Source organism: Pusillimonas sp. T2 (assembly GCF_002236805.1).
Lineage (GTDB): Bacteria > Pseudomonadota > Gammaproteobacteria > Burkholderiales > Burkholderiaceae_B > Neopusillimonas.
On the sequence record NZ_NIQA01000021.1, the window covers coordinates 1 to 13988 of the forward strand.

The window sequence follows — 13988 nt, forward strand, 5'->3', positions numbered from 1 at the left end:
AGCCGCTTCAAACTGGACAGTGGATAGCAGGCTGGCGGCATTGCCTGCGGGTTGCCCGGATGCCTTGAGCAGGGCGGCGAGGATGGCGTTAGCCTGACTGGAGGATTCGTCCAGCCGACCCCCCCTCAGTCACAATAGATGTCCGCTCGTTTAACATTAGTATTTGAGGGGGCGGTCGGAGTGAAGAAGTGCCCAGCTACAGCCCAGAATTCAAAGAACAGACAGTCAGGAAATTGATGCCGCCGCATAATCGGACGGTAGCCAGCCTAAGCCAGGAAATCGGGGTCTCAGAGGCGACTTTGTACAACTGGAAGAAGCAGTTTCGTGCCAAAGGATATGTCGTGCCCAAGAAATCCACGATAGCCGATCAGTGGGATGCCAAAGCGAAGCTCGCGGCGGTGATTCAGACGGCGGCCATGAACGAGGCCGAGCGCTCGGAGTATTGCCGCAAGCATGGGCTGTATCCTGAACAGATCGATGCGTGGAAGGCTGCTTTTGAAGCGTCCGAGCCGGGAGAGGCCGCACCATCGAGCAAATCGGACTTGGCGGCCGAGCGCAAGAAAAGCCGTGCGCTGGAAAAGGAGCTTCGCAGAAAGGAGAAAGCGTTGGCCGAAGCGGCGGCGCTGCTGACCTTATCAAAAAAAGCCCAGGCCATCTGGGGCACGAACGAGGACGACTGATTCCTCTGGAGATGAAACAGATGGCCATGGTCTTGATCAATGAAGCTGTCCAGGCCGGTGCACGTCAATCCAAAGCCTGCGCGGTGCTGGGGCTGACGTGCAGGACGTTGCGTCGTTGGCGTGCAGCCGAAAGCCTGATTGATCGTCGCAAAGGCGCGCTGCGCAGGCCTTGCTACCATGCTCTCGGTGTGGCTGAAAAGGAAGAAATTCTTGCCACCTGCAACAGCCCCGAATACCAGAGCCTGCCGCCTTCACAGATTGTGCCCCGCTTGGCCGACAAGGGGCTTTACCTGGCAAGCGAATCGACGTTTTATCGGGTCTTGCGCGAGCATGGGCAAGCTAATCGGCGCGGTCGTGCCCAACCGCCCAGAACAGTCCCCAAGCCGCATGCATGGTTGGCAAGTGCGCCGCTGAAAACCTGGAGCTGGGACATCACGTTCTTGCCCACCGCTGTTCGTGGCCAGTTCTACCGCCTGTACATGGTGATGGATGTGTACAGCCGCATGATTGTGGGCTGGGAAATCCACGAGGACGAACGCGCAGAACATGCTGCCATGCTCATCACCAAAGCATGCCTGCGTCACCGAGTGCGCCAAGACGCGCTGGTGCTACATGCCGACAACGGCTCGCCCATGAAAGGCGCCACCATGTTGGCGACCTTGCAGCGTCTGGGCATTGTGCCGTCGTTCAGCCGGCCGGCGGTGAGTGACGACAACGCCTACTCTGAAGCCCTGTTCAGAACGCTGAAATACACCCCAGCCTATCCGAAGAAGCCGTTTGCTTCGATCGAGCAGGCACGCCAATGGGTGCTGCGCTTCGTGACTTGGTACAACACGGAGCACCGCCACAGCGGCATCAAGTTCGTGACACCCGAGCAGCGACATTATGGGCTGGAGCACGCCATTCTTGAACGCCGCCGCTGCGTCTACGAAGCGGCCAAACAATCCATGCCTCAGCGTTGGAAGGGCCGCCACACGCGTGACTGGAACCCAATTGGCGAGGTGTGGTTAAACCCGCCGAAAGAAAGTGCCGCCGACGATCACAAACTCAGCCGCGCCGCATGAAGAAAACGGACATCATTGTTGACAAACACCGGACCCAGGTTGGCGACAACACGCTGACGCGGTTTGCCCTGTTCGTTGCGGTAAGACTCAGCCAGCTGAACGTAGCTCTTGTCGCCTGAGCGGGTGATTTTGATGTACATGGCGAGATTTTAGCATAAACACCACTATGTGCCAATACATTAAACATGGAAATTGCCAGTACAAATAGAGTTATTCAGAGTTTCAAGGTCATTGATTTTTAAAGAAAACAGGCAAAGAAAAACCGCCCGAAGGCGGCAAACTGTCGAACTCTGGCGTGCAACTGAGTGTAGAAGTGATCGACATTGACTGCCCAAGCTACCGCAAGGTCAATCTAGGATAGATTTCTCAGCAGCCGGATAATTTTCAGCAGCATTTGCAGCGCACTATGTCACCTCAGGACGCTGCCGGGATATCGGGCTGTGGCATCTGGAATGGCCCCTGCGGGGCTGCTCGCCCAGAAAACATGAACAGCAGCCACTAAACCGTTTCAAAGTTTTGAATAAAGTCTTCTGGAATATCAGGACCCCACACATAGATGGAGTCCTCAGGCAGAAAATTACCTGAGGGCCAATCGAAGGTACTAGGAATGTGATCAATGTCGAAAGAGTATTCCGCATAGCTACCCCAAGGATCGCGGACATACCGGAAATAATTCGATCCAAGTACATGCCTACCCATCCCCCAGCCACGATCGTAGCCAGCTTGAATCATTTGCTGCATGCCCAGACCCACATCATCGAACGATGAAACATCCCAACTGCTATGATGAAGACCGTAACCTTCTGATACTGCCAACGCTAGCAAATGATGATCGCTGCCATGGGGCGTATGCAAAAATGCAATCGCAAAATCAGAGCGGTCCGACAAGCGTAACCCTAGTACATCAAGATAAAACGCCATGCTGCGCTCAACATCCGCAGTAAAGGTCAGAATGTGCGACAGATGGCGTGGTCGAACTTGTGTGACCTGGCTACGTTGAGGTGCCCTGCCTTTATTACAGTGTTGCACCGGAAAATGACTTCTGGATTTCACGCTGGGTGAACATTTCGCGGCAACACGCAGTCGCTGAGCCAATCCATCCGGCCCTTCAAACCAAAGCCCATCAGAATCGTTGATTGCTTGAGCCATCGCCGGCGCCTCAATCAATCGGACACCCTTCGCCTTTAGATGGGCCTCGAAAGCTGTCCAATCATCGTGGTAAATACCCCAGGTCAACCACTGTAATCGCTTGTTCTGACCTGACTGATAAATACGCGCCCAGCGGTGGGGGTTATTGTCGGTGTATAGACCAAGCCAGCCATTTTCATCTTTAACGTCCAAACCAAACGCCGTATAGAAGCGTTTGGCTTCCTCAAGTTGAGGAACGCTGTAAACGAATTCGTCAACAGAATGTACGGCTAAAACACCAGGCCTGCGGGTCTGCACTGGAAAACTTCTCATGAACATGTCTCCTGATTCTTTCGTGCGCATCTATTGTTCTGAGCGCTTACAGCGACATGAGCCGATACATGTACGGAACATGCCGCTTGAAATAAAACAACAAGCCCGAATTAAATGACCCTTTGAGTTTGGGTCCCCAACTTGTCGATACTCAAGGTCATAACGTCACCTCGCGCTAAAAACCGGGGAGGTTTCATGCCTAAACCGACACCCTGCGGCGTGCCAGTAATAACGACATCGCCAGGTAACAACGTCATGAACTGGCTTAAGTAAGACACAATCGTGGCAACAGGAAAAATCATGTCAGCCGTATTACTTTGTTGACGGATTTCACCGTTGACTTTAAGTGTCATTTCAAGTGCATGCGGGTTTGGCACCTCATCCTTTGTGACCAGCCAGGGCCCGAGCGGGCCGAAAGTTTCAAAACTTTTCCCTTTTCCCCACTGCCCGTTACGCTTGATTTGCCAATGACGCTCAGAAACGTCATTCGCCAAACAATAGCCCGCAACAAAATCCAGCGCGCTGGCCTCGTCGATCTTGTTCGCTACCGATCCCATGACAATGCCTAACTCGATTTCCCAATCCAGCTCTTGCGCATTTTCAGGCATGACAATGTCATCATTTGCACCGCTGAGCGACGTGATCGCTTTCGTGAACACAACGGGCTCTTCTGGTATGGGCAATCCAGACTCTTCGGCGTGCTTCTTGTAGTTCAAACCAATCGCAACAAACTGTCGCACACCAGCAATCGGCACACCGAAGCGGACTGGCTCACTGACCAAGGGCATCTGCTCAAGGTCAATTGCCTTCAGTGCCTGCAATTTTCCTGGCGTCAACCACTCTGGAGAAAAATCATCAACCAATAAAGATAAGTCGCGAAGATTCCCTTGCGCGTCAATTGCCCCCGGCTTTTCACTTCCTTTCTGACCGTACCGTACTAATTTCATATCAACACTCCGATTACATCCAACACAAAAACAAGCTGAGTCCCGCATGTCCACGGAAACACTCACCATAAAAACAAGACATCAAAACTTGACACCGTAATGACCCATCTAATTTTCGATACGCAACCGTTCGCTGAAATACTCGGCTGCAGGCGTCAAGGGCATGCCAAGTCGGCGAATAAAGACACTGCGCGGACTATTGACAGAGCAATCAATATCAATCGTGCTCAGGCCCAACGAAATGCCGAACTGAGCTAAGGGCTTGGGCACAAGCGCAACCAAATCGGAATGCTGAACCGCCAGAATGATGGTATGTATCGTTTTACAGAACATGGATACATGCGGCGAGGGTAAGCCATGCGCCATGAATAACTGACTGACCTCATCCGTCTGAGCCGTGGCTGCGCTAAGCCATCGCGCCGCCTGAAGGTCATGTAAAGACTGGGCCCCAAGCATCGGATGACCGGGACGAGCCAGAATAACTAGCGTGTTTTCGTAGAAGTGCTCGACAACCAGATCCCCATCAACCCCACCCTGAGGCTCAGGGCCAATATAAAAGTCAATGGACCCCTCTTTTAAACCTGTCTCGGCAATGAAGTACTGCCCTTCTATCAGCTCTAAAGTGACGTCAGGGAATTTTTTGTGAAACGATCGCAAGGCACCCGGCAAAAGCTTGGCGAGTGCTCCACTGGACAGACAGACCGATACTTTCCCGACGTAGCTGCCCTGCAGCTGCTGCAATTCGTCGCGCGCTCTCTGCAACTCATTCAGCGCCAAACTGGCCCTTTGAACGAAACGCTCTCCCATGGGGGTTAACAAAACACCGCGTGCATGCCGGTCAAACAGCACCGTACCGAGATCACGCTCAAGCTCATTAATGCTTCTGGAGATCGCAGACTGCGTCATGTTCAAATAACGGGCAGCCGCCCGAAAGCTGCCTTTATTGGCGACTGCGATCACATCTCGCAATTGATTAATCTTCACACGGCTTCCTTGCTAGGCTCTCATCGGCTTTGCCACCCCGAGCATTTGCTCGAGCAAGTCAGGGCGATCCAAAAGCACGTTCGCGTCACTGGCACAAACAACGCTGCCGTGATCCAGGACAATGGCGCAATCGCTGATATTCAAGATTACCTCGGGTTGCTGCTCGACAATAATGGCTGAAAGGCCTTCCGCCTTGGTGATCGTGACGATGGCATCCACAAGCTCCTCAACAATAATCGGTGCTAACCCTTCAAATGGCTCATCCAGAAGCAATAACCGTGGATTCAAAGTCAGTGCACGCCCTATGGCCAGCATCTGTTGCTCGCCCCCAGACAACTGGGATCCAAGGTTTGAGCGTCTTTCAGCAAGCCGTGGAAACATCTCGTAAACACGCTCGGCCCTCCAGGCCCGGTGAGCCGTCTTGTGCTTAGGCAACCGCTCCACTGCTGTCAGATTTTCGTGAACTGTCAGCGACTTGAATATATTGCGCTCTTGTGGCACCCAACCAACGCCGGCTGCAGCACGACGATGCGACGGCATGAGATGAAGCGGCTCACCCGAAAGATGAATACTTCCGGCATGCAAACGCGTCACCCCTGCAATGGTGTTGATCAACGTCGTTTTTCCTGTACCGTTGCGACCAAGCAAGGCTAACGTCTGCCCCTCTTCAAGACGCAACGCCACGTCAGTCAAGATAACGGCCTCGTCGTAACCTGCCGACAAACCCTGGATACTCAGTAACTCGGTCATACACCTCCCTCAAGACTTTTTCCCAAGTAAACCGACTTGACTTGCGGATCATTTGCGATTTCTCCCGGCGTACCTTCTGTCAAAATCGCGCCATTGACCAGGACGGTCAGATGGGTCGAAAAATTGAAGACCAGATCCATGTCGTGCTCAATAAGAAGCACTGAAACATCTGCAGGCAAATCAGAAACCGTCTGCAACAATTCTTCACGCTCACCTTCGGGGACACCCGCAACGGGCTCATCCAGCAAAAGTAACCTTGGCTGACATGCCAAAGCCACCGCAATTTCCATCAGGCGACGCTTACCGTAGGGCAGCTGGGACGTCGTCTTGCTGATAACATCCGTCAGCTTGAACTGCTCAAGCAACTGCTCGCAGCGCTCGACAACGCCGGAATGATGACCAAGTGGTCGCCACCAACTGTCACCAAGCCCCATTTGTCTTGAAACAACCATCGCCAGCGTTTCCAAAGGGGTCATCGTATTGAACAGCTGATTGATCTGGAACGTTCGTACCATCCCTCTTCCGACACGCTTGTGGGGGGCCAGGGTGGTGATGTCATTTCCATTAAGAAGAATATGACCTGTCGTCGGCGGAAACAGACCGGTAATCAGATTGATTAGGGTCGTTTTACCTGCACCATTAGGACCAATCAGCGCATGGCGCGCGCCTGCACGCACCACCAGATTGACATCATTCGTTGCCGTGATACCACCAAACTTTTTAACAAGGCCTTTAGTTTCAAGAACAATATTTTCGTTGCTCATGTTGCCCCACCTTTTTGCCGCAACCATGCCAACGGCGCTACCAAGCGCCCGCGATCTACAAGAACCAGCAGAACCAGGAAAAGACCGGCCCAGAAAATCCAGTATTGGGGCGTGATGTCGGAAATGACACTGTGCAGAATCTTGAATATCACGGCACCAATAATGCCACCGTAAAGCCAGCCCACCCCGCCAATCACCAAAATCAACAGAACATCAGCGGAACGCTCCAGCGAAAACACATCGAGCGAGACAAAACTGCTGGATTGCGTGAGAAGCGCGCCAGCCACCCCGGCAACGGCAGCAGACAGCGTATAAGATATTGCCAAAAAGGCAGTGACGGGAATACCAATTGCCTTTGCCCGGATGGGGTTATCTCGAATCGCTTTTAAACTGGCGCCAAAAGGCGAGTTGACTAACCGCTTATAAATGTAAAACAAAATGGTCAGCGCAACCAGCGAATAGACTGCCGCGGTTTTACCCTGAAGATCGAAATCGAAAATTCCCATGAGTGGGCCAATAGTTATGCCCTGCAAACCATCAGCACCACCCGTCAATCCATCAAACTTGTTCGCCATCTCAAACAAAATCAGCGACATCGCCAAAGTCACCATAAGCCGTGTTAGATCACTTCCACGGATAATGGTGAAAGAACAGATCAACCCGAGCAATGCTGTAGATAATGAAGCTACCAACAAACCGACAATCGGATCTGGGAATACATGCTTTGCAAATAGTCCCGCAACATAGGCGCCAAAGCCCAGAAAGGCCGCATGCCCCAAAGACACAATGCCTGTGAAGCCCAGAATCAAGTCCAGGGACAATGCAAAAAGCGCTACGACCGCAATCTCATTGATAAGCAACGCATACTGGCTCACGAAGAATGGCAAAGACAAAACAATGATCCAGAATGCTAGTTCCGCTTTGTTCCATCGAGCAGGCTTTATTAACAGCTCTTTAGCGATATTCATTTATTTTCCCTTTCGAACAAACAGGCCTTGAGGTCGCCAGATCAACATGAGAATCATCAAAACATAGACGACGAATGCACTAAGCTTAGGGACGTAATATTTGCCCATCACATCGGCAACACCCAGCAGCAATGCGGCCAGAAGAGGGCCAGTGACAGAAGAGGTTCCCCCGACTGCAACCACAATCAGAAAGTACACAATGAACTTGAGTGGGAAGGCTGGATCAAGACCCAGAATCTCCGCACCAAGTGCGCCTCCCAAGCCAGCCAGTCCACTACCTACTGCGAAAGTCACGGCAAATATCGCACTGGTATTCAGCCCCAATCCCCCAGCAACTCTCGGATCATCGACGGCAGCACGCAGGCGACTTCCAAATCTGGTCTTCGACAAAAAGTACTGAAGACTAATCGCCAGAATGGCGCAGACCAAAATAATGAAAAGCCGGTAATGCCCCATCCCCAGGGCACCGCCAAATAACTCAGTTCGACCACGCAGCCACTCAGGGAGCTGGACGATCTGATGCTGTGAACCCATAAAAAAGTCTGTGCCGGCAATCGCCATGAACGTCAGACCAATCGAGAACAAAACTTGCTGTAAATGGGGTTTGTTGTAAACCGGACGGTAAATGAAACGTTCGCAAATCACACCGATCAGGGCAACTGATACAAAAGCAATCAATAAACACCAAAGGAACGGAACGCCATAATTCTGCATCAGGGCTACCGTGATGTACCCGCCAGCCATCGCAAACGCACCGTGTGCGAGATTGATGAAATTCATCAATCCCATGGTGACTACCAGACCTACGGCCATGATGAAAAGCAGCATGCCATAGGCAATACCATCAAATAATAATGTAAACATAAGAATGAAACGCTCGGCCGACGAAGGTTGTTTTTATGTAGTGGCAGGCGTGAACGCAAAAGCTCGGCTGTCGTCACCCTTGCGTTCACTGATCATCAGTGACTACTACTTAGCCACTACAGGATCTTTGACGTCTTTGATCGTCTCGAACTCGATGTTGTAAAGCTCACCATCAACTTTTTCGACTTTTCGGATGTAGATGTTCTGGATCAGCTCGCGCGTGTCGGTATCGATTTTGAAGGGTCCACGAGGACTCTCGAATGTCAGGCTTTTCATGGCTTTAAGCAAAGCCTCGCCCCCTTGACCTTTAGAAACTTCGGCGCCTTCAAAAATCATACGCATCCCGTCATAGCCTTGGAGCGCCATGAAATTAGGACGTAAGCCGTTATTGGCTTTCTTGAAAGCTTCGACAAATTTGCGATTTTCTGGCGAATCATGCGCGACAGAGTAATGGTGTGAGGTGATAACACCCAAAGCCACGTCACCCATGCTATTCACAATATCGTCATCCGTGATGTCACCCGTTCCGATAAGACGAATGCCCGCTTTGTCCATACCGCGCTCTACAAACTGCTTCATCAAAGCTGCGTTAGCACCGGCAGGCACAAACACGAAAAGCGCATCAGGTTTTAAATCTCGGGCCTTTTGCAAAAAAGGTGCAAAGTCCGGGCTTTGCAACGGAACTCTCAACTTTTCCAGGACTTGCCCACCAGCGGCCGTGAAGCGCTCTGAAAAATATTTTTCTGCGTCAGCGCCCGGGGCATAGTCTGAAACAAGGGTCACGACTTTGGTGATGCCGTTTTTCGGCGCCCACTCAGCCACACCTACCGCAGCTTGCGCTACCGTGAAGCTACTGCGCAGGACAAAAGGAGAAGCGCGAGTCACGCTTGAGCTCGCACCATTCATGGTTACCATAGGCACTTTTGCCTTTGTAGCGACTGCCGCAGCAGCCAGTGCCGCTGGGGTAACCAAAAAACCCGCCAGCGCATCGACTTTGTCATTGACCACCAAGTCTTGTGTAAGGCGTCGGCTGACATCCGTCACACTGGTATCGTCTTTCAGGATAACTTCAACTTTCTTGCCAGCCACTTTGTCAGCATGCTCTGACAAATACAACCGTGCACCCAGCTCGGCCTGCTTGCCAATTGAAGAGAATGGCCCAGTCAAAGGCAAAACTAAGCCTATCTTGAAAACTTCCTGAGCATGTACGCCTCCGATCAAGCCTGCACTTAATCCAATACAACCCACCGCTTTCAACAACATTTTTTTCATGATGCTTGTCTCCGTTATTTATATGAACCTCTATCGAGGTATTTCACAGCAAGGTGGAACACCTTCCTCGAAGGAAAATGTCCAAATATTTTTAAACACCAGCAGCGCTTTGATGCAGCCGCCCACTTCATCAACACCCCTATAAATTCAAAACGAGCCGAGGTGACTTACACCCGGAAACACACACCATCATCGTCCGGTTTGCTGCATGTTCGTCAGGGCTATAAATCGAGTCGCGATGGTCGGGAGTGCCCTCGAGCACCTCGACTTCGCATGCGCCGCACACACCTTCTTTACAGCTGAACCCGATATCCACCTTGGCCTCGACCAGCACGTCGATTAACTTACGGCCAGCATCAACTGTCAGTGTTTGCCCTGATCGAAGCAAATCAACCTTATAGGTCTGTTGCTCCGCCAAATCCGGCGCATCAGACTTGACTGCAGCAAAGCGCTCGATATGGGCATTGGCATAGCCCAGATCACGGCAAACCTCTACGAAAGCATCCAGCATCGGTGCCGGACCACATGCGTAATAGTGATTCGATGGCCCACCGGCACACTCACCAAGCAAGCGCTTCAAGTCAGGAGGACCCTTTGCCTCGTCATCAAAATGAAGATGCGTCTTGACCTGAAACTGCCGGATTTTATCAAGGAATGCTGCACTTTCACGAGACCGGCAGAAATACATTACCTCAAATGATCGTTCTAACTGGCGCAAGCGATGCATCATCGACAGCAGAGGCGTCACTCCAATACCACCGACAACAAAAACCGTATGCGGTGCATCTTCAACCAGAGGGAAGTTGTTGCGGGGAAGACCAATCTCAAGCGTATCCCCCTCGCGCACGGTGTCATGAACATGAAGAGAACCCCCTCGACTGGAAGGATCACGGAGCACACCTATCAAGTACCTGTTGTGCTCCTTTGGCGAATTCGCCAGAGAGTAGCTCCGGATCATGCCATTAGAGAGGTGCAAGTCAATATGTGCCCCCGCATTGAAGGAGGGCAGGCTGTCTTCGTTGCACGGACGCAAGTCAAGGCTGATCACATCTTTAGCCTCTTGCTTGATGCTATGAACAACGACAGTTTTCGTAATACTCATGATTAATATTCTGATGTTGACTGCAGCACCCAGGGTTCTAATGGGAAAACCAATACACCCTGGTTGACGCTATGAGCCTTTATGAGTCAAAGGAAAATCGTCAAATTTTTCGCAAGCAACGTCGATTGGTCAAGAATGACTGTCCGAGAAGCCAACTGGTAACCACCGGGCACCACGCGCAAAATATCCTTACGCCTACCGATGAAAAAATCGACTTCAGTATCAAGACGACTTCTGTGTACCAGTGCCCTGCTCGATATGAAGAGCTCACTCGCACCCTCCAGAGCCTCAGCCACATTCTCGATGCGAATATTCGTGACCAGATGCGATGCTCGTGACATGGGCTCCTCGGCCCAATGCACGCCTGTCATGATCTGAGTGACCCTCTTTACCAGCGTTTCCTTGTCATCGTCCATCCAGGACATATCATTCTCATCGCTGATATCACGATGGCTTTGCGAAAACCGCAGGTTCTTTCTCAGGGGAATGCGATATCGAATGTCGTCACTCAAGAGTTTTAGCCATTCTTCGTACCTTCTCTCGTCGAGCAAATCTGCCTCAAAGTACAGAAAATCTTCAACGGACTTGATGAGGCTCAAGTACTTCACATTATTCATACTCTCGACAGTCATCATTTGCCTCCCTTCGATTTAGCTTTGATTTCTTGCCAATTACTTGAATCCATGACATCAGCCCATCTTTTATACAACCGGCGTACGTTCTCCTCGGTATGCAACGCAGGATTCATTGTTACAGCACCGGGAATGAGCGGATGCGATTGGGTCGCACCGAGGCCTGCCTTGTAATTGAAAGGGAAATTACGAGCCACGCTTCCCAGACAACTTGAGGTAGCGTAGTTCCAGTTTTCCATGTCATCTTGCTCGGTCATACCTGCCGGACCGGAATAGCGTGTGTAATATCGACGCAAGAAGGCCTTCACTTCCGGAGGGGCTTTCTTGTCAACAAAATAAACTCGCCACATCTCTGTCTGACCAGGCCCATTGGGGTGGGCAACCAGAATCGTTCGCGGTTGCTGACCATGGAATGACATATTCGGGAAGATGGTGCCCACGACAGGATTGACGCGACCACTTTCGCCTTGCCGCTCCTGGCGACGACGCCAGTTTTCAAGGTAGTACGCCGTTGTTATCGGAGAAGTTTGATAATCATTCGGCTCTTGGCCTGGTGGTTTCAAACCAAAAATAATGCCGTGCCCTTCTGGGTAACCGCTTAATATGAATTCACCTGGATCATCACGACGCCCCTCTTTACTGTCAGTACCAATACCGACCTTATCAACAGAAGCGTGGCTGATGTTGTGTGCCAAATCACCTGAAAAGTTTTCAGCGACGATTTTCCAGTTCGAGGGGATGATCCATTTCTGAGGGCTGCCTAAAAGCTCAATTTCATCATCACTGCCATCCCACGGGGATAAGGCCCGATCAAGCCCGAAAAATGCCTCACCGAGATACTCTTTCAATGGCGGCGCATCTTCCGCCCAGGTGGCCCAGACGGTGCCACGGAGTGTGCTGATCTGCGCAACCTCAACCAGACCCCATTCTTTCTTGTCAAATGGGTGGTTTTTATAGGTATCCTCGAACTGAGGAACAATGGCCAAATCACCGTTATTTCTGAATGACCACCCATGGTAAGGACAAACGAAGTTTCTGGTATTGCCCTCGTCGTAACGACACACTTTCATGCCGCGATGGGTACAGGTATTCAGAAATACGTGAATTTTCCCGTCGTTATCACGATTCAGAATGACAGACTCATCACCCATTCGCGATAAAACATAATCACCTGGATTCTTGATCTGGCTTTCGTGCCCGACATAAAGCCATGACTTTTTAAAAATTCTTTCGATTTCGTCTTTATAGACCTGTTCGTCAGAAAAGATGTATCTGGAAATCTCCCCGTTTTCAATATCAACCAAAGAACGGGCTGAATAATTCAGATTTCGTTCCTTGCTCTGGGGATCAAACAAATCACCAGAAGCTGATTTATTAATGTCAGTCATTAGCGATCTCCTTAATTACGCGATGATCTTCGAGAATGATGTCAATCATTTGCTGGGCCAGCGCAGCACCAGGAACACCAAAGCCGAGCTCGTGGGCAAGCTCAATACACAGTTGCAGATCCTTATAGAAAACCGCTGGAGCAAACGGGCCCAGCGCCAATTTCGACCATTGGTTTGCAACAAAACTCTGCGCCACCCCTTCCCTAACCACTTTCTCAAGGATGTCTGTCGATAACCCCGCAGCTACGCCCAGCTTCATGCCTTCGTAGGCCGCAAGCATGTTCACTGAAATAATGAGTTGATGGGCCAGCTTGGCGCGTATGCCGCTGCCGACGTCCCCGGTATGCGTAATATTTTTTCCCGAGGCCTCGAAAACGGGACGGCAAATTTCCAGATGGGTCTTATCAGCACCAACCATGTAAGACATACGTTTGCCGGCAGCACCCGCAGCGCCACCACTGACGGGAGCATCAATGACGATGACCCCTTTGGGCTTGGCTTTCTCACGAAGTGAAAGAATGGTTTTTGGCCGGACCGTACTGTGAATAGCAACAATCGTGCCTTCACTCGCAGCGTCGAACACACCGTCCTTGCCAAGACATACAGCCTCTAACTGTGCGTCATCAAGAACGCAGATCTGGATAACATTTTTATCTTTAGCAAGTTCTGCATTAGAACGGGCGACTTTGGCTCCCATTTTAGCCAACTCTTCACAAGGCTCTGGTCTTGGGTCGTACACTGTTGCATCAAATCCCGCCTCAACGAGATTCTTCGCCAGCCCCTTGCCTTGAATGCCGAGGCCAACAAAGCCTACTTTCATAGCTGTCTCCTGATGAACCCAGCATCAAGAAATCTTGATCTATGAATGCTGGATTATTCTTTTAAGTGATGTTTGCTTGCTGTCACTTTAGAAGACATCCAGCGCCATTTGAAGATGGCATTTTTTTTATTTAGTTCGAATTTTGTGATCACTAGCATCATCGGATTGAAGCGTGTTGAAGACCGCAGAACGCAACCAGCGATGTCCTGCACCATCATTGTGACGTGCATGCCAATGCTGCTGTACCACGATATCCGGAACGTCGAACGGTTAAGGAACCTCTGAACAAGTC

The 13988-nt window shown here is 51.0% G+C and carries 14 protein-coding genes and 1 pseudogene; 1 reads left to right on the forward strand and 14 read right to left on the reverse strand.

Annotated elements, in window-relative coordinates:
• Positions 1-188 precede the first annotated feature (188 nt).
• Positions 189-1744: pseudogene (locus tag PuT2_RS15305) on the forward strand (IS3 family transposase).
• On the opposite strand, the gene PuT2_RS15880 reads toward PuT2_RS15305, so the two are convergent.
• The 14 genes from PuT2_RS15880 to PuT2_RS15955 all read right to left on the reverse strand — a co-directional run.
• On the reverse strand, positions 1720-1884 hold the full coding sequence (locus tag PuT2_RS15880) for a hypothetical protein (protein ID WP_158214066.1): 165 nt from the start codon (positions 1882-1884) through the stop codon (positions 1720-1722). The pseudogene PuT2_RS15305 and the gene PuT2_RS15880 sit on opposite strands and share 25 nt — an antisense overlap.
• 358 nt (positions 1885-2242) lie before the next feature.
• Positions 2243-3205: a VOC family protein gene (locus PuT2_RS15310; RefSeq protein WP_093971866.1), complete on the reverse strand. Its 963-nt coding sequence runs from the start codon at positions 3203-3205 to the stop codon at positions 2243-2245.
• A 110-nt stretch (positions 3206-3315) separates the two neighbouring features.
• Positions 3316-4152 (reverse strand): fumarylacetoacetate hydrolase family protein, encoded by an 837-nt coding sequence (locus tag PuT2_RS15315; protein ID WP_093971867.1) that lies wholly within the window; start codon positions 4150-4152, stop codon positions 3316-3318.
• Positions 4153-4260: 108 nt separating this feature from the next.
• Complete coding sequence (locus PuT2_RS15320; RefSeq protein WP_093971868.1) at positions 4261-5136, reverse strand: LysR family transcriptional regulator; 876 nt, start codon at positions 5134-5136, stop codon at positions 4261-4263.
• A gap of 12 nt (positions 5137-5148) precedes the next feature.
• Positions 5149-5886 carry an ABC transporter ATP-binding protein gene (locus PuT2_RS15325; protein WP_093971869.1) on the reverse strand — a complete coding sequence of 246 codons (738 nt, stop codon included), beginning with the start codon at positions 5884-5886 and terminating at the stop codon, positions 5149-5151.
• On the reverse strand, positions 5883-6650 hold the full coding sequence (locus tag PuT2_RS15330; RefSeq protein WP_093971870.1) for an ABC transporter ATP-binding protein: 768 nt from the start codon (positions 6648-6650) through the stop codon (positions 5883-5885). The genes PuT2_RS15325 and PuT2_RS15330 overlap by 4 nt, the downstream gene beginning before the upstream one ends.
• Positions 6647-7618 carry a branched-chain amino acid ABC transporter permease gene (locus PuT2_RS15335; protein ID WP_093971871.1) on the reverse strand — a complete coding sequence of 324 codons (972 nt, stop codon included), beginning with the start codon at positions 7616-7618 and terminating at the stop codon, positions 6647-6649. Before PuT2_RS15335 ends, PuT2_RS15330 begins: the two co-directional genes overlap by 4 nt.
• Positions 7619-8482, reverse strand: a complete 864-nt coding sequence (locus PuT2_RS15340; RefSeq protein WP_093971872.1) for a branched-chain amino acid ABC transporter permease — start codon at positions 8480-8482, stop codon at positions 7619-7621.
• A 105-nt stretch (positions 8483-8587) separates the two neighbouring features.
• Entirely contained in the window at positions 8588-9757 is a 1170-nt protein-coding gene (locus PuT2_RS15345; RefSeq protein ID WP_254047035.1) for an ABC transporter substrate-binding protein, read from the reverse strand.
• Positions 9758-9893: 136 nt separating this feature from the next.
• Positions 9894-10856, reverse strand: coding sequence for a PDR/VanB family oxidoreductase (locus PuT2_RS15350; RefSeq protein WP_093971874.1), 963 nt, complete (start codon positions 10854-10856; stop codon positions 9894-9896).
• Between the two features lie 86 nt (positions 10857-10942).
• A complete protein-coding gene (locus PuT2_RS15355; protein ID WP_093971875.1) occupies positions 10943-11491 on the reverse strand; it encodes a 3-phenylpropionate/cinnamic acid dioxygenase subunit beta in 549 nt (182 codons plus the stop codon).
• Positions 11488-12876: an aromatic ring-hydroxylating dioxygenase subunit alpha gene (locus tag PuT2_RS15360; RefSeq protein WP_093971876.1), complete on the reverse strand. Its 1389-nt coding sequence runs from the start codon at positions 12874-12876 to the stop codon at positions 11488-11490. The genes PuT2_RS15355 and PuT2_RS15360 overlap by 4 nt, the downstream gene beginning before the upstream one ends.
• Entirely contained in the window at positions 12869-13696 is an 828-nt protein-coding gene (locus PuT2_RS15365) for an NAD(P)-dependent oxidoreductase (RefSeq protein WP_093971877.1), read from the reverse strand. Before PuT2_RS15365 ends, PuT2_RS15360 begins: the two co-directional genes overlap by 8 nt.
• A gap of 53 nt (positions 13697-13749) precedes the next feature.
• Positions 13750-13988 (reverse strand): hypothetical protein (locus PuT2_RS15955; RefSeq protein WP_216820830.1); only part of this gene is annotated, 239 nt, incomplete at its 5' end.